Here is a 15527-nt window from a genome sequence, read left to right on the forward strand (position 1 = left end):
TCCTCCTTGTGCTGTCGATCGCGGTGGTTGCCGGCTGGTACCTTTGGCGGGTCCGGCGGCACGGCGGCCACGCCACCGATCTCGACCTCGACGCGGCGGTGGGACGCGGTCACTTCGGACTGGACCGCGCGGGCTGGATCCGCCTGGGGGTCGTCTTCTGCTTCGGCCTGGTGCACGGTCTGGGCTTCGCGGGCGCGCTGGGCATCGACGAGGCGTGGTCATGGACCCTGCTGTGGTCCCTGCTGGTGTTCAACGTCGGTATCGAAGCGGTGCAGTTGGGGATCATCGCCGTGATCTTCCCGCTGCTGGCGCTGCTGCGGCACCGTGCGCCGAGGACCGGGCTCTGGGCGACCGGGGCGATCTCCGCGGGTGTGGCCGCCATGGGCCTGGTGTGGTTCGTGCAGCGGGTGTTCGGAATGTGAGCCCCGTGAGGTGTGGGCCGTCTGTGAAGTCCAGAAGTTCAACTGGCCCGAAGTCTGTAGTCGTGTCCGGTTCACCTGGGGCCGCGACATTTTGATTCCCAATACATGCACCCATGTGCGTAAAAGGAACGTAAATTGATGACATCAAGACCCTCTGCACAGGCCTTCGGTCCTGTGCGACGCCGTGTGGCCACCGGGGCCGCAGCGGCATTCCTGAGCCTGGCCGTGACCCTCGGCGGCGGCATGGCCTCCCCGGCGTCCGCCGCCGACCCGGCCGCGCTCACCGGCATCATCCTCGGTGTCGGCGCCAACGAGTCGCAGCGCACGGTGACGTGGTACTCCTCCGCCGACACGGCGCAGGTGCTCCAGGTCGCCCCGACCGCTGAGCTGGTCAACGGCGAGTTCCCGGCCGGTGCCGCCACCTTCGACGCCACCGGCGGCGCGAACATCGCCACCAGCGGCGGCTTCAACCGCCACGCCACGATCACCGGCCTGAAGGAGAAGACGCAGTACTCGTACCGCGTCGGCTCCGAGGGCAACTGGTCCTCGGCGTACTCCTTCAAGACGCAGGACTTCGAAGGCGACTACGACTTCCTGTTCTACGGCGACCCGCAGATCGGTTCGTCCGGCGACGTCGCGAAGGACCAGGCGGGCTGGCAGGACACCCTGGACGTCTCGCTGGCGGCCAACCCGAACGCCGAACTCCTGGTGTCCGGCGGTGACCAGGTCGAGACGGCCAACACCGAGACCCAGTGGAACGCCTTCCTCGCCCCCGACAAGCTGCGTCAGTACCCGTGGGCGGCCACCATCGGCAACCACGACGTCGGCGGCAAGGCGTACGAGCAGCACTTCTCCACCCCGAACACGGACCGCTCGGCCCCGCTGTACTCCAACGGGAACCCGGCGTCCAACACGTCCGGCGGTGACTACTGGTACATCTACAAGGATGTGCTGTTCATCGACCTCAACAGCAACAGCTACGCCACCTCCCAGGGCGGCGGCGGTGACGCGGCGCACATCAACTACGTGACCGACGTCATCAACAAGCACGGCTCCGAGGCCAAGTGGACGGCGCTCGTCTACCACCACTCGATCTACTCGCCGGCCGACCACGCCAAGGACAACGACAACAAGGTCCGTCGTGTGGACTTCCCGACGACGTTCTCGAAGCTCGGTGTCGACCTGGTGCTCCAGGGCCACGACCACAGCTACTCGCGCAGCTACGCGATCAAGAACGGCGCGAAGGCGAACCCGGACGAGAAGCCCGGTGCCGCCGATGTGTACCCGGGTCCCGGCGGCGTCATCTACGTGACGGCGAACTCCGCTTCGGGCTCGAAGTACTACGACATCACGAAGCCGGACAGCAGCGGTACGAGCGGTGCCGGCAACGGTGCGGACCCGCTGAACCCGGACAGCTACTGGTACAACTCGGTGCAGAACCAGGAGCACGTCCGCAGCTACGTCAAGGTGCAGGTGCGCAACGACAAGCTCGTCGTCGAGAACGTACGGAGCGGCACCTGCGCGGCCCCGAACGCGGCCGTGGAGCGTGGCCTCTCGTGCACCAACACCCCCGAGGGCCAGCCGGTCGGCTCGATCGTCGACAAGGTCACGGTGCACCCGTACAACGGTGACGACCAGGCCCTCGCGGTCAACGTGCCGAACGCCGCTCCGGGCGAGTTCGGCTGGACGATCGACGGCTACAACGGCCTGGTGGACCTCGGCACCGCCGAGGAGACCAACGGCGACCACTTCGAGGCGGACGGCAAGATCAACCCGATCGTCGTCTCGGACAGCCGCCGCTCGCTCGCCCCGTGGTCGATCTCGGCCAACGTGAGCGACTTCAAGGACGCCGACAAGGCGTTCTCCGGCTCCTACCTGGGCTGGACGCCGCGCGTGCTCGTCAACGGCGCGGGCTCCAAGGCCGGCCTGCCGGTCGCTTCCGGCTATGACGACCAGGGCCAGGGCCTGTCGGTCTCGCGCGGCCTCGGTTCGGCCGAGCAGGGCCACGCCCGGGGTACGGCCAAGCTGGGTGCCGATCTGGGTCTGAAGATCCCGGACAGCGTCCAGAAGGGTGGCTACCGCGCCACTCTCACGATCACTGCGCTGAGCAGCTGATCACACCCGTTCCACCGGCGGGGTAGGCGCCTTCGGGTGCCCTACCCCGCCTCCCGTTCAGGAGAAGCTTGAGATGTACGCGTCCGTACTGCGCCGGAAGTCCGCACGGAGCCGGAAGACCTGGGAGGCCGTGCTGCGCCGGGAGGCCGCGCCGGGCCGGGGCTCCGCGCCGCGCCCGCGCCGGGAGAGTGCACCGGGCTCGCGCCGGGGGACCGCCGTCGCCGGCCTCGCCCGTACCGCCGTCCGTACCACCGCCCTGGCCCTGCTCACGGCCGTCGCGATCGCCGGCCTGTCCGCGGGCCCCGCTGCGGCGGCCGACGGCGATGTCACCTGGACGGTCAGGACGGCCGCGAACAGCTACGGCGACGACCGGTCCAGCTACAGCTACACCGTCAACCCCGGCGGACAGCTCAAGGACGCCATGGTCGTCGCCAACCACAGCAAGTCCCCGCTCGAACTCGCGGTGTACGCCGCCGACGGGTACACGACCGACACCGGTCAGCTCGACCTGCTCACCCAGGACAAGAAGTCCGTCGGCATCGGCGCCTGGGTCCACGCGGGCCGCGGCAGCGTCGTGATCGCACCCGGCAAGTCCGCGGAGATCCCCTTCACGGTCGGCGTCCCGGGCAACGCCCCGCCCGGCGACTACGTCGGCGGCATCCTCACCTCGTTGAAGCAGGCCGACGACGCCGAGGGCATCAATGTGGACCGGCGCCTCGGTATCAAGGTCAAGCTGCGGGTCAGCGGCGCGCTCAAGCCGAACCTCGCGGTCGAGGACCTGCGTGTGGAGTACGACGGCTCGGCCAACCCGTTCGCGAAGGGCGACGCCACCGTCACGTACACGATCCACAACACCGGCAACGCGATCCTGTCGGCCCGCCAGTCGGCCTCGGTCTCGGGCCCGTTCGGCTGGCTGCGCACCGACGCGGGCACCATCGCCCCGCCGCCGGAACTGCTGCCGGGCGAGAGCTGGAAGGTCAAGGCCCCGGTCCACGGCGTGCGGCCCGCGGTCAGCCTGGCCGCCACGGTGACCCTGACCCCCCTCCTCACCGACGCCTCGGGCACCACCACCGCCCTCAAGCCGGTCGAGTCCACCACCCACGGCTGGGCAGTCCCCTGGACACTGCTCGCGCTGGTCGTCGTACTGATCGCGGCGGCAGTCGGCACGTTCCTCCTGATCCGCCGCAACCGGGCCCGCCGCAAGGAGCAGGAGGAAGCCCGGGTCCAGCAGGCGGTGGAACGGGCGCTCCGCGACAAGGAGTCACAGCAGAGCTGACGGGCGCCGCGTGCGCGACCGGGTCGTGGGATTCCGCGTCAGTCGTCGCCCAGGAAGATCGGGTTGGTGAAGGCCGCCAGGGGGCCCGGGAGGCCGGGGAGTACTGGGGGGTGGCGGACTTCTGCTCGTACGTAGGTTGCGTACGACGGGGTTGTCCGCCATTCCGCTGTGCCGTTGCCCGAGGGCGGGAGGGGGGTGGTGTGGAGGGTGCCCTGGTCGGTGATGAAGTGGGCCGTGCAGTTGGGGGCGCCGGTTACGGTCAGGTGGACCGTAACCGGGGTGTCTGCCGGGACCCGGAGGCGGTCGCCGATGTCGGCGTGGCGGGCGCGGCCGCCCGTCGCGGTGAAGGTGAGGGAGATCTTCGAGGACTCGGCCACGTAGCTGCGGCCCGCGCGGATGCCGGCCAGGATCGCGTCCCGGGTGAGGTCCTCGGCGAGGACCACCGTCTGCGGGGTGCCGATGGGGTCGGGGTCGCGGTGGGCGTCGCTGTTGCCCATGGCCGGGGTCCAGGGGCGGCCTGAACGGGCCGCGGAGACCAGGGTGTTGTCCCAGTCGGCCAGCGAGACCTCGTCGTCCACGGTGTACGGGCCGTTCCACACCTCGACCGCGTCGGCGTCGGCGAACCCGAACTTCCAGTTGCAGCCGATGCAGGTGGCGTGCGGATGGGCCGGTACGACCAGACCCCGCGCGCGGTGCACTTCGCGGACGTAGTGGCCGAACCGGTTGTCCCGCGCGCGGTAACGCCAGTCAACGAAGGTGCCCGGGTCCGTACCGATCGCCAGGACATGCCCGTTGCGGGTGGTGACCTCCTCGCCGGTGAGGATCAGCAGGTCATCGCCCCACAGCCCGGCCCAGGCGCGATGCCCGGACTGGGTGTTGTGTTCACTCGTATTGATGAAATCGAGGCCCGCGGCGCGCGCGAGCGCCGCGATCTCCGCCGGAGTGCGCCTGCCGTCGGAGTGCACGGAGTGGATATGGCAGTCGCCCCGGTACCACGCCCGGCCGCGCCCCTTGGCGCGCTCCGGCGGATGGACCGGCCGAGGCGTGGTTCCGGGGGCGCCGAACTTCAGCGTGATGGTCACCTCGTACGCGAGACCCTGCGGGGCGACGGTGTACGGGCCGAGCGCGATGTGCCAGGTGCCGGCGCGTACCGGGCCCGGGATGTAGCCGGGGGTCGCCTCGTCGGCGCGCAGGAAGAACTCCGTACGGGCGCCGCCCGACCAGCCGCGGAAGCCGCGCCCGCCGAGGGCCGTACCGCGTTCGTCGAAGATGCCGATGTCGAGGGCGTTGCCCTGGGTGCCGGCCGGGACCGGGGGCCGCTCGTAGCTGTACGAGACATGGATCTCGCGGACGCCGCGCGGTACTTCGACGGGCAGATAGACGAAGTCGGGGGAGCCGGCGGGGAGGGTGCCGGTCACGGTCCGGGTCAGTCCGTCGCTGTCGCCGGCCTGGGCGGGTGCCGCGCTCGCGAAGCTCACGGTACTCAAGGTAAGCGCGGCGGCGGCTCCCGTCATCAGGAGCCTGCGCCTGTCCGGTCCGGCGAGCCCGTGGTCTCCGTCTTCGAGGAAGCCGCCGAGGTCGTGGAGTTCGTCGAGTTCGTGGAGGGCTGCGTGGTCGTCTGCGTGATCCTTGGACATGCCGGTGGCTCCCAGGGCGCCGAGAGGGACACGGGTGGTCACACGATGCGTGCATTCGAACCCTGGTACCGAGCCGTGAACCCGGCCGCAAGGGACGGGGGTTGACAGGTGGCGGAAACGCGGCGGGGACGTTGCGCGCGAGCGCGCCGCGGTCCGGACGTGGCGGTTACGGTGGCCCCTGCGTCACCCACGGCACAACCGCCGCACGCGGCAACGTACGCAACCACCCCCCATGGAAAGGCCCCTCATGCGGATCGCGACCATGATCTTCCTCACCGATGAGACGATCACGCCCGTACGGCTCGCCCGCGAGCTGGAACAGCGCGGGTTCGCCGGTCTGTATCTGCCCGAGCACACCCATATCCCGGTCGAGCGCTCGACCCCGTACCCGGCCGGCGGCGACCTGCCGCGCGAGTACACCCGTAGCCTCGACCCGTTCGTCGCGCTCGCGCAGGCCGCGGCCGTGACGGAGCGGCTGGGGCTCGGCACCGGTATCACCCTGGTCGTACAGCACGATCCGATCGACCTCGCCAAGCAGATCGCGACCCTCGACCATCTCTCGGGCGGGCGCTTCACGCTCGGTGTCGGCTTCGGCTGGAACAAGGAGGAGGCCGCGGACCACGGCGTCGAGTGGACGACCCGCCGCGAGCTGACCCGCGACCGGATCGCGCTGATGCGCGCGCTGTGGGCGGCTGAACCGACGGCGTACGAAGGGGAGTTCGGCTCGGTACGGGCGAGCTACGCGTATCCGAAGCCGGTACGGGGTGCCTCGCCCCGCACCCTGATCGGCGGCGCGGCCGGGCCGAAGCTCTTCGCGCAGATCGCCGGCTACGCGGACGGCTGGCTGCCGATCGGCGGCGCGGGCCTCGCGGAGACGGTGCCGGTGCTCCGTACGGTCTGGGAAAAGGCGGGCCGGGACCCGGAGAGCCTTCAGATCGTGCCGTACTCGGTGCGCCCGACCCCGGGGAAGATGGCGTACTACGAGGAGTTGGGCATCGAGGAGGTCGTCCTCCAGTTGCCGCCGGCGGGCGAGACGGAGGTACTGCGGGCGCTGGACGAGTACGCGCAGTATCTCTGACGGGGAGTGGCCACGGGTCGCCGCGTCGGCGGCGTCCCGACCCGTCCCCTGGTGACGCCGGGTCTCGAACGTATCCTCAAAGGATGACGACGCGCGCGCCGCAGGACCCCGGGACCGGGCCGACCAAGGGACAGTCGGCCGACCGGTCCGCCGAAGTACCCGCCGACGCACCCGGCGCACCCGGCGCACCAACCGGCCGACCCGCCGAAACGGTCACCGGCCGACCCGTCGAAGACGCGAACGGCCGACCCGCCGAAGACGCCACCGAGCACGACGCACCCCCCGCCCCACGCCCCACCGCCAATGCCATGCGCCGGGCGCTCAAGCGGGCTCGGGACGGGGTTGCGCTCGACATCGGCGAGGCCGCCGTGCTGCTTCAGGCGCGGGGGGACGATCTCAGCGATCTCGCCGCGTCCGCCGCGCGCGTGCGGGACGCGGGGCTGGTGGCGGCCGGGCGGGCCGGGGTCATCACGTACTCCCGCAAGGTGTTCATCCCGCTGACCCGGCTGTGCCGTGACAAGTGCCACTACTGCACCTTCGTGACCGTGCCGGGGAAGCTGCGCCGGGCCGGGCACGGCATGTTCCTGTCGCCGGACGAGGTCCTGGAGATCGCGCGCAGGGGAGCCGAACTGGGCTGCAAGGAAGCCCTGTTCACGCTCGGCGACAAGCCCGAGGACCGCTGGCCCGAGGCCCGGGAGTGGCTGGAGGCCGAGGGGTACGACGACACCCTCGCGTACGTCAGGGCCATGGCGATCCGGGTGCTGGAGGAGACCGGCCTGCTGCCGCACCTCAACCCCGGCGTGCTGTCCTGGACCGACTTCCAGCGGCTCAAGCCGGTCGCGCCCAGCATGGGCATGATGCTGGAGACCACCGCGACCCGCCTCTGGTCCGAGCCCGGCGGCCCGCACCACGGCTCGCCGGACAAGGAGCCCGCCGTACGGCTGCGGGTGCTGGAGGACGCGGGCCGTTCCAACGTCCCGTTCACCAGCGGGATCCTGATCGGGATCGGGGAGTCGTACGAGGAGCGCGCCGACTCCCTCTTCGAACTGCGGCGCGTCCAGCGGGCGTACCACGGCGTCCAGGAAGTCATCGTGCAGAACTTCCGCGCCAAGCCGGACACGGCGATGCGCGGCATGCCCGACGCCGAGCTGGAGGAGCTGGCGGCGGCCATCGCCGTGGCGCGGCACATCCTCGGCCCGTCCGCGCGGATCCAGGCCCCGCCCAATCTCGTGGACGCCGAGTACGCGCTGCTGATCGGCGCGGGCATCGACGACTGGGGCGGGGTCTCGCCGCTCACCCCCGACCATGTCAACCCCGAGCGCCCCTGGCCGCACATCGACGAACTGGCCGCGAAGACCGCCGAGTCCGGCTTCGAGCTGCGCGAACGGCTCACGATCTACCCGGAGTTCATCCAGCGCGGCGAGCCCTGGCTCGACCCCCGGCTGCTGCCGCACGTACGGGCGCTGGCGGACCCGGAGACCGGTCTCGCCCGTGAAGTGAACCCGACGGGGCTGCCCTGGCAGGAGCCGGACGAGGGGTTCACCGCGACCGGCCGGACCGATCTGCACCGCACCATCGACACCGAGGGCCGCACCGCCGACCGCCGTGACGACTTCGACGAGGTGTACGGCGACTGGGAGGCGCTGCGCGAGGCGGCGGCGCCGGGCATGGTGCCGTCCCGTATCGACACGGACGTACGGACGGCCCTCGCGCAAGCCGCCGACGACCCGACGAAGCTCACCGACGCCGAGGCGCTCGCGCTGCTCCACGCGGAGGGGCCCGCGCTGGACGCGCTGACCCGGATCGCGGACGAGCTGCGCCGCGACATGGTCGGCGACGACGTCACGTACATCGTCACGCGCAACATCAACTTCACCAATGTCTGCTACACCGGCTGCCGCTTCTGCGCCTTCGCCCAGCGCCGCACGGACGCCGACGCGTACACGCTCTCCATCGACCAGGTCGCCGACCGGGCGCAGCAGGCGTGGGAGGTGGGCGCGGTGGAGGTGTGCATGCAGGGCGGTATCCACCCGGACCTGCCCGGTACGGCGTACTTCGACATCGCCCGCGCCGTGAAGAAGCGCGTCCCGGGGATGCACGTCCACGCGTTCTCGCCGATGGAGATCGTCAACGGCGCGTCGCGCACCGGCCTGTCGATCCGCGAGTGGCTGACGGCCGCCAAGGAAGCGGGACTCGACTCGATCCCGGGCACCGCGGCGGAGATCCTCGACGACGAGGTCCGCTGGATCCTCACCAAGGGCAAGCTCCCCGCGGCGACCTGGATCGAGGTCGTCAAGACCGCCCATGAGCTGGGCATCCGCTCCAGCTCCACGATGATGTACGGGCATGTCGACCAGCCCCGCCACTGGCTGGGCCACTTCCGTACGCTGGCCCGCATCCAGCAGGAGACGGGCGGCTTCACCGAGTTCGTGACGCTCCCCTTCATCCACACCAACGCCCCCGTCTATCTGGCCGGCATCGCCCGCCCCGGCCCGACGGACCGCGACAACCGCGCAGTGATGGCCATGGCGCGTCTCCTGCTCCACCCCCACATCACCAACATCCAGACGAGCTGGGTGAAACTGGGCACGGAAGGCGCGGCGGAAATGCTCCGCTCCGGCGCCAACGACCTCGGCGGCACCCTGATGGAGGAGACCATCTCCCGCATGGCGGGCTCCAGTTACGGCTCGTACCGCTCGGTCAAGGACCTGGTGGCCATCGCCGAAGCGGCGGGCCGCCCGGCGAAGCCGCGCACGACGCTGTACGGCGAGGTCCCGGAGGAGCGCATCAGGACGGCCACGGCCTCGGACGGCCATCTGCCGGAACTGCTGCCGGTGCTGGGGGCTGGGGCCGGTGCTGGGGACGGGGACGGGGGCGGAAACGGCGGACTGCCGGTGGTGCCGCTGCTCGGTGCGGGGGAGTGAGATCCGGCGTGGGTGGCGCGGGGGGTGAGGTCTGAGGTGAGCGGCGCGGCACGCCCGTCCATGCAGGAGCGCATCCGGCGTCGGCGGCGGGGTGGGTTTGTGGGGCGGCGGGAGGAGCTCGCGCTGTTCCGGGGGAACTTCGACACTCCGCCGGACGACGACCGGCACCGGTTCGTGTTCCATGTGCGGGGGAACGCCGGGGTCGGGAAGACCTCGCTGGTACGGGAGCTGGAGGAGGTCGCGCGGGAGCGCGGGGCGCTGACCGCGTATACGGATGAGGCCGTGGCCGGGGTGCCGGAGGTGATGGCCGCGGTCAGTGAGCAGTTCGGGCGGCAGGGCAGACCGCTGAAGGCGCTGGACCGGGCACTGGCGACGTACCGGCAGCGGCAGTTCGAGGCGGAGTCGGCGGCGGTGACGGCCGACCCGGCTGGGGGAGGGGCCGGTTCGCAGGGCGGGCCGTCGGCTGGTTCGCGGGCCGTCGCCACGGCCGGTCTTGCCGGGCTGGGGTTGGTGCCGGGGGTCGGCGCGTTCGCCGGGATGGTCGATCCGGGGCAGGTGGCGGAGGGCGCCGACCGGTTACGGGCCGCGCTCAGTGCGCGGCTGCGCAGCCAGGAGGACGTACGGCTGGTGCTGTCGCCGCTCCAGGTGCTCACGCCCGTACTGGTATCGGAGATACGGCGAGTCGGCGCCGAAGTCCCGTGGATCGCGCTGTTCTTCGACACATACGAACGCACCGCGCCGTTCCTCGACGAGTGGCTGCGCGATCTGGTCATCACCGAGCGGTACGGCGCGCTGCCCGACCATGTCGTCATCACCCTCGCCGGACAGCGCGGGCTCGACCCCGGCCACTGGGGCGACTACGCGGATGTGGTCACGGATCTGCCGCTTGCGCCCTTCACCGAGAGCGAGGCGCGGCGGCTGCTCGCCGACAAGGGCGTGGTCGACGAGCCGGTCGTACGGGATGTGCTGCGGCTCTCAGGTCGGCTCCCGGTGCTGGTGTCCACGCTCGCCACCAACCGGCCCGACGGCTCAGGCGATCTGGACGATCCCAGCGCGACGGCCGTGGAGCGCTTCCTCAAGTGGGAGCGCGACCCGGCGCGCCGGGCGGTGGCGCTCGCCTGCGCACTGCCGCGCCGGCTGAACGAGGACATCCTGCGGGCGGCGGTCGGCGAGCGGTCCCCGGGTGCGGGCGAGGATTCGGCTGGGCTCTTCGGCTGGCTCCGCACTCTGCCGTTCGTCAGCGGACGCTCCGGCGGCCGGGCGGCGCAGTACCACGATGTCGTACGCGACCCGATGCTGCGGCTGCAACGGACCGCCTCCCCGCGGAAGTGGACGGACGCCCACACCCGGCTGGCCGAGGCGTTCGCGCGCGAACGCGCGGCGGCCGAGGAGGGGCTGGAGCCGTACGGGGACATCGGCGCCGACCAGCGGTGGGCCGAGGAGAGCTGGCGCGAGCCGCGCCTTGAGGAGTCGTACCACCAGCTCTGCGCCCGGCCGCGCGCCGCCCTGCCCGAGGTGCTGCGCGACGGGATCGCGGCTTGCCGGCTGAGTCCTGTACCGGTACGCCACTGGGCGCGGATGCTCGCCGACGCGGGCCGGGACAGCGGTTCCGAGCAGCTCGGAGCGTGGGGCGCGGAGTGCCTCGCGGCGCTCGCGGACGAACGGCGTTACGCCATTGACGTATTGGGGCTCCTGCTCGCCCGGCCCGAGCTGACCGAGGCCGACAGGACCGCCGCGTACACCGCCCGTGGCTGGAACCACTTCCGCGCCGACGCACACGAAGAGGCCCTCGCGGACTACGGCCGGGCGCTCGCACTCGGTCCCGCGCATGTGCCCGCGTACCACGGCCGCGCGGTCCTCCTCCGGGCGCTGGACGACTTCACCCGCGCCCTGGCCGATCTGGACCGTGCCGAGGAACTGGTGCCCGGGACGGCGTGGGTGCCGCGCGAGCGCGGGGAGACGTACCGCAGGGCGGGCCGGTACGAAGAGGCCGTCGCCGAACTGGACCGTGCCCACGCCCGCGACCCGCGCGACCCGGTGATCCTGGGCAGCCGGGGACAGGTCAAGTTCCAGCAGGGCCTGGGGCAGGAGACTCGCGAGGGCGAGAGCTGGGAGCGCGAGGCCCTCCAGGACCTGGACCGGGCCATCGAGCTGCGGAGCGACTACACCTGGGCGCTGCGCCGCCGGGCCCATATCCGAGGCCGGCTCGGCGACACCGCGGGCGCGCTGGCCGATCTGGGCAGGGCGGAGAGGCTGGAACCGGAGACGGCACAGGTGCCGGGGCAGCGGGGCGAGGTGTACCGATGGGCGGGGCGGTACGAGGAGGCGGTGGCCGAGTTCACCCGCGCACTGGCCCTCGACCCCTCGTACACCTGGGCCCTGGGCAGCCGCGCCATGGCACTGAAGGCCCTGGGCAGAACGGCGGAGGCACTGGCCGACCTGAACCGGGCGCTGGAACTGAGACCGGGATACGCCTGGGCCCGCGCCCGGAGGGATGAGCTGCTGGCGGAGACGGGCGCCGCGGGTGGCGACGCGAGTGACGGCACGGGCGGCGGTTCGGGAAGCGGTACGAGCGGTACGGGCGTGGGGGCGGGCAGCGGTACGTAGCCGTAGCCTCCGGGGCGACCGCCCGAGGCGCGCGGCTCCCGGGCCGACTGCCCGAGGTGGGGGTGCCGCCGACCGCTGAAGCCCCAGCCGCCCCGGGCAACCGCTGAAGCCCCAGCCGCCCGCGCGACCGCCGCAGGCCCGTCCGTGGACGACCGGTCCCATACCGGCCATGATCCCTCGTACACCCTCAACTCCCTGTTCCCGTTCGACTACAGTGCTGCGCAGTCTGCGGAGGCAGTCTGCGGAGTCGCTGCGAGGCTCATGGGGAGGGAGGGCTCGTGAGCACACCGTCCGGGGCCGTCTGGGGCCGTGCCGAGCAACAGGACTTCCGCAGCAGAGTCCGGGGCTGTCTGCTGGGCGGGGCCATCGGGGACGCGCTCGGGGCGGGGGTCTCGGGGCTCGGCCTGGAGGAGATCAGGGCCGCGCACGGCCCGGAGGCCGTCACCGACTTCGTTCCCGCGTACGGCCGCCGGGGCGCCGTCACCGCCGCCACACAGCTCACCCTCTTCACCGTCGACGGGCTGATCCGCGCCCAGGTCCGCAGGGACACCGGTGCCTGGCATCCGCCGACCGATGTGCACCGGGCCCATCTGCGCTGGGCGGCGACCCAGCGCGACTGGGGGCCCGATCTGCGGCGCAAGGACAACGGCTGGCTCGCCCAGGAGGAGTGGCTGTACGCGCGCCGCGACCCGGCCCGGTCCTGTCTGATGGGCTTCGGCGACGAGATCATGGGCACGCTCGACAAGCCCAAGAACCCCACCGCGCGGGACGCGGGCGCGGTGGTGCGGTCCGCGCCGTTCGGGCTGCTGGTCGGCTGGGAGCCGCAGCTCGTCTGCCAGCTCGCCGTGGAGTGCGCGGCCCAGACGCACGGGCATCCGAGCGCGTATCTCGCGGCGGGCGCCTTCGCGGTGATCGTGCACGCGCTCGCCCGCGCCGAGAGTCTCGACGCGGGTGTGCAGCGCGCCCTCGCCCTGCTCGCCGCGCGTCCCGGGCACCAGCCCGTGACGGAAGCGCTTCAACAGGCGCTCGGCGCGGTACGGCAGGGGATTCCCGGCCCCGGGCGGATCGCCGCGCTCGGCGAGGGCCACGCCGCCGAGGACGCGCTGGCCGTGGCCGTCTACTGCGCGCTGGTGAGCGAGGACATCCGCCACGGCCTGCGGCTCGCCGTCAACCACGACGGCCCGTCCGGCACCACCGCCACCCTCTGCGGCTCGCTGCTCGGCGCGCACCACGGCGAGACGGCGCTGCCGCCGGCCTGGCTGGCCGAACTGGAGGGCAGGCCCACGCTGCTCGAAATCGCCGACGACTTCGCGATGGAGATGACCCAGGGGCCCGCGCTGCACAGCCCGGGGGTCGCGGCCTCGGGCTGGCTGACCCGCTACCCGCGCGGCTGATACGGGCGTACGGCACGGGCGACACGAGGGCCGCGCTCACGGCCCGTACAAGCGCAGCCGTACGGCCGTACCGGCACGCCCGCGCAGGCACACCCGTACCGGCGCACCCGCACAGGCACACCCGTACCGACACAGCCGTACGGGCGCACAGGCCGGCACCGCACCCGTACGCCCGTACACCGCTCCGTACCGACCCGTACCGCTACGGCTCCTCAGCCGTCAGCGTCCTTCCGTCCCGGAAGCTTCTCGTCCGCCGGACCCGCCTGCGCCGGCACCCGCAGCGACGCCGCCGTCAGACCCGAACCGTCCCCGTCGCCTTCGCCGTTGATCCGCGCCAGCAGCACATCGCGGTCCTCCGAGGGCTCCGGCTTCACGAAGCCGATCACGATGTACAGCACCAGCGAGACCGCGAGCGGCACCGAGACCTGGTACTGGAGCGGGACCCCGCCCTCGACATTCCAGTTGATCGGGTAGTTGACCAGCCAGAACGCCAGCAGCCCCATGGCCCAGCTCGTCAGCGCCGCCGTCGGGCCCGACCTCCGGAACGGCTTGAGCAGGCCGAGCATGAACGGGATCGCGATCGGGCCCATCAGACCGGCCACCCACTTGATGACGACGGTGATGATGTCCTTGAACGTCGGCGAGTTGACCTGGGTGGCGATCCCCATCGACAGCGCCAGGAACGCGATCGTCGACAGCCGGGCCGCCAGCAGCCCCGCCCGCTCCGACCAGCCGCGCGCCGCCTTGGACAGGGTCGGCGCGATGTCCCGGGTGAAGACCGCGGCGATGGCGTTGGCGTCCGACGAGCACATCGCCATGGTGTGCGAGAAGAAGCCGACGATGACCAGGCCCAGCAGACCGTGCGGCAGGAGCTGTTCGGTCATCAGGGCGTACGAGTCGGACGCGTCCGGCTTCTGCGCCTCGACCAGCAGCGGCGCGCACCACATCGGGAAGAACAGGACCAGCGGCCAGACCAGCCAGAGCACCGCGGAGAGCCGGGCCGAGCGGGTGGCCTCGCGGGCGCTGGCGGTGGCCATGTAGCGCTGCGCCTGGTTCCACATGCCGCCGTTGTACTCGAAGGTCTTGATGAAGAGGAACGCGAGCAGGAATGTGACGGTGTACGGTCCGGCCGTCGGCTCGGCATGCCCCTCGGGCAGCTTGTCCCAGACCGTCCACAGCGCGCTGAAGCCGCCCAGTTCGCCCATGACGGCGACGAGCATCGCGATCCCGGCGAAGAGCTGGATGATGAACTGGCCCAGCTCGGTGAGGGCATCGGCCCACAGCCCGCCGACCGTGCAGTAAATGCCCGTGATGACACCGGTGATGAGGATGCCCTGGTTGAGGGAGATCCCGGTGAAGACGGAGAGCAGGGTGGCGATGGCGGCCCACTTGGCGCCCACGTCCACGATCTTCAGCAGCAGCCCGGACCAGGCGAGGGCCTGCTGGGTCTTCAGGTCGTACCGGTTCTTCAAGTACTCCAGCGGGGACGCGACATGGAGCCGGGAGCGCAGCCGGTTGAGCCGGGGCGCGAAGAGTTTCGCGCCGATCCCGATGCCGATGGCGATCGGCAGCGACCAGGTCACGAACGAGGTGACACCGAAGGTGTACGCGATGCCCGCGTACCCGGTGAACATCACCGCGCTGTAGCCGGACATGTGGTGCGAGATGCCCGACAGCCACCAGGGCATCTTGCCGCCGGCGGTGAAGAAGTCGCTGACATTGTCCACGCGCTTGTGCGACCAGAGGCCGATCGCGACCATCACACCGAAGTATGCGATGAGCACGATCCAGTCGAGGCTGTTCATGTGCCCCCTCCAGGGGTCCGCCTTGTGAACGATCGGTGCTCTTCGTCAGTACGTCCGGTCAGCGGCGCCCCCGTGCGGGAGCGGGGACTTCGGGGATTGAACCGCCTGGCGCGGCGGGCGGTCAAGAGCCTCTCCGGTCATAAGTGTGAACCGGGATCAGAAAGCAGAACGATTTTACGTGTTCTTGACCTTCGGGGGCGTTGTCGTGAACGTGACGACGACCACACGATGAGCGAGCACTTCGTCAGAGTCCGTGTACACGCGTGCAC

The 15527-nt window shown here is 71.3% G+C and carries 9 protein-coding genes; 7 read left to right on the forward strand and 2 right to left on the reverse strand.

The features are described from left to right. From ACFU9P_RS24135 to ACFU9P_RS24145, 3 genes are all read left to right on the forward strand, one after another. Window positions 1-422: HupE/UreJ family protein (locus ACFU9P_RS24135; protein ID WP_384084270.1), on the forward strand; the 422-nt coding region annotated here is incomplete at its 5' end. Window positions 423-560: 138 nt separating this feature from the next. Next, complete coding sequence (locus ACFU9P_RS24140) at window positions 561-2537, forward strand: fibronectin type III domain-containing protein (RefSeq protein WP_376377518.1); 1977 nt, start codon at window positions 561-563, stop codon at window positions 2535-2537. A gap of 73 nt (window positions 2538-2610) precedes the next feature. Next, on the forward strand, window positions 2611-3813 hold the full coding sequence (locus ACFU9P_RS24145) for a WxL protein peptidoglycan domain-containing protein (RefSeq protein WP_384084274.1): 1203 nt from the start codon (window positions 2611-2613) through the stop codon (window positions 3811-3813). Window positions 3814-3851: 38 nt separating this feature from the next. On the opposite strand, the gene ACFU9P_RS24150 is transcribed toward ACFU9P_RS24145, so the two are convergent. After that, window positions 3852-5327: a CehA/McbA family metallohydrolase gene (locus tag ACFU9P_RS24150; protein ID WP_384084768.1), complete on the reverse strand. Its 1476-nt coding sequence runs from the start codon at window positions 5325-5327 to the stop codon at window positions 3852-3854. Between the two features lie 370 nt (window positions 5328-5697). Here ACFU9P_RS24150 and ACFU9P_RS24155 point away from each other — a divergent pair, with 370 nt between their 5' ends. The 4 genes from ACFU9P_RS24155 (at window position 5698) to ACFU9P_RS24170 (ending at window position 13453) form a co-directional block, all read left to right on the forward strand. Next, on the forward strand, window positions 5698-6528 hold the full coding sequence (locus ACFU9P_RS24155; protein ID WP_384084771.1) for an LLM class F420-dependent oxidoreductase: 831 nt from the start codon (window positions 5698-5700) through the stop codon (window positions 6526-6528). Between the two features lie 83 nt (window positions 6529-6611). Next, a complete protein-coding gene (locus ACFU9P_RS24160; RefSeq protein ID WP_384084277.1) occupies window positions 6612-9452 on the forward strand; it encodes a bifunctional FO biosynthesis protein CofGH in 2841 nt (946 codons plus the stop codon). Between the two features lie 99 nt (window positions 9453-9551). Then, window positions 9552-12059 (forward strand): tetratricopeptide repeat protein, encoded by a 2508-nt coding sequence (locus tag ACFU9P_RS24165; RefSeq protein ID WP_384084280.1) that lies wholly within the window; start codon window positions 9552-9554, stop codon window positions 12057-12059. 278 nt (window positions 12060-12337) lie between these two features. Continuing rightward, the gene (locus ACFU9P_RS24170; protein ID WP_384084283.1) at window positions 12338-13453 is read left to right on the forward strand and encodes an ADP-ribosylglycohydrolase family protein; all 1116 of its coding nucleotides are present in this window, start codon (window positions 12338-12340) and stop codon (window positions 13451-13453) included. A 212-nt stretch (window positions 13454-13665) separates the two neighbouring features. Here ACFU9P_RS24170 and ACFU9P_RS24175 read toward each other — a convergent pair whose 3' ends face one another. After that, window positions 13666-15258, reverse strand: coding sequence for a sodium:solute symporter family protein (locus ACFU9P_RS24175; RefSeq protein WP_376377525.1), 1593 nt, complete (start codon window positions 15256-15258; stop codon window positions 13666-13668). Window positions 15259-15527 lie beyond the last annotated feature (269 nt).

This window comes from Streptomyces sp. NPDC057617 (assembly GCF_042800555.1).
In the GTDB taxonomy this organism is placed as follows: domain Bacteria; phylum Actinomycetota; class Actinomycetes; order Streptomycetales; family Streptomycetaceae; genus Streptomyces.

Excerpts from the sequence above, each read along its gene's own strand:
- ACFU9P_RS24155 (WP_384084771.1), top strand. The coding sequence starts at position 5,698 with ATGCGGATCGCGACCATGATCTTCCTCACCGATGAGACGATCACGCCC.
- ACFU9P_RS24160 (WP_384084277.1), top strand. The coding sequence starts at position 6,612 with ATGACGACGCGCGCGCCGCAGGACCCCGGGACCGGGCCGACCAAGGGA.
- ACFU9P_RS24140 (WP_376377518.1), top strand. The coding sequence starts at position 561 with ATGACATCAAGACCCTCTGCACAGGCCTTCGGTCCTGTGCGACGCCGT.
- ACFU9P_RS24175 (WP_376377525.1), bottom strand. The coding sequence starts at position 15,258 with ATGAACAGCCTCGACTGGATCGTGCTCATCGCATACTTCGGTGTGATG.
- ACFU9P_RS24150 (WP_384084768.1), bottom strand. The coding sequence starts at position 5,327 with ATGACGGGAGCCGCCGCCGCGCTTACCTTGAGTACCGTGAGCTTCGCG.
- ACFU9P_RS24145 (WP_384084274.1), top strand. The coding sequence starts at position 2,611 with ATGTACGCGTCCGTACTGCGCCGGAAGTCCGCACGGAGCCGGAAGACC.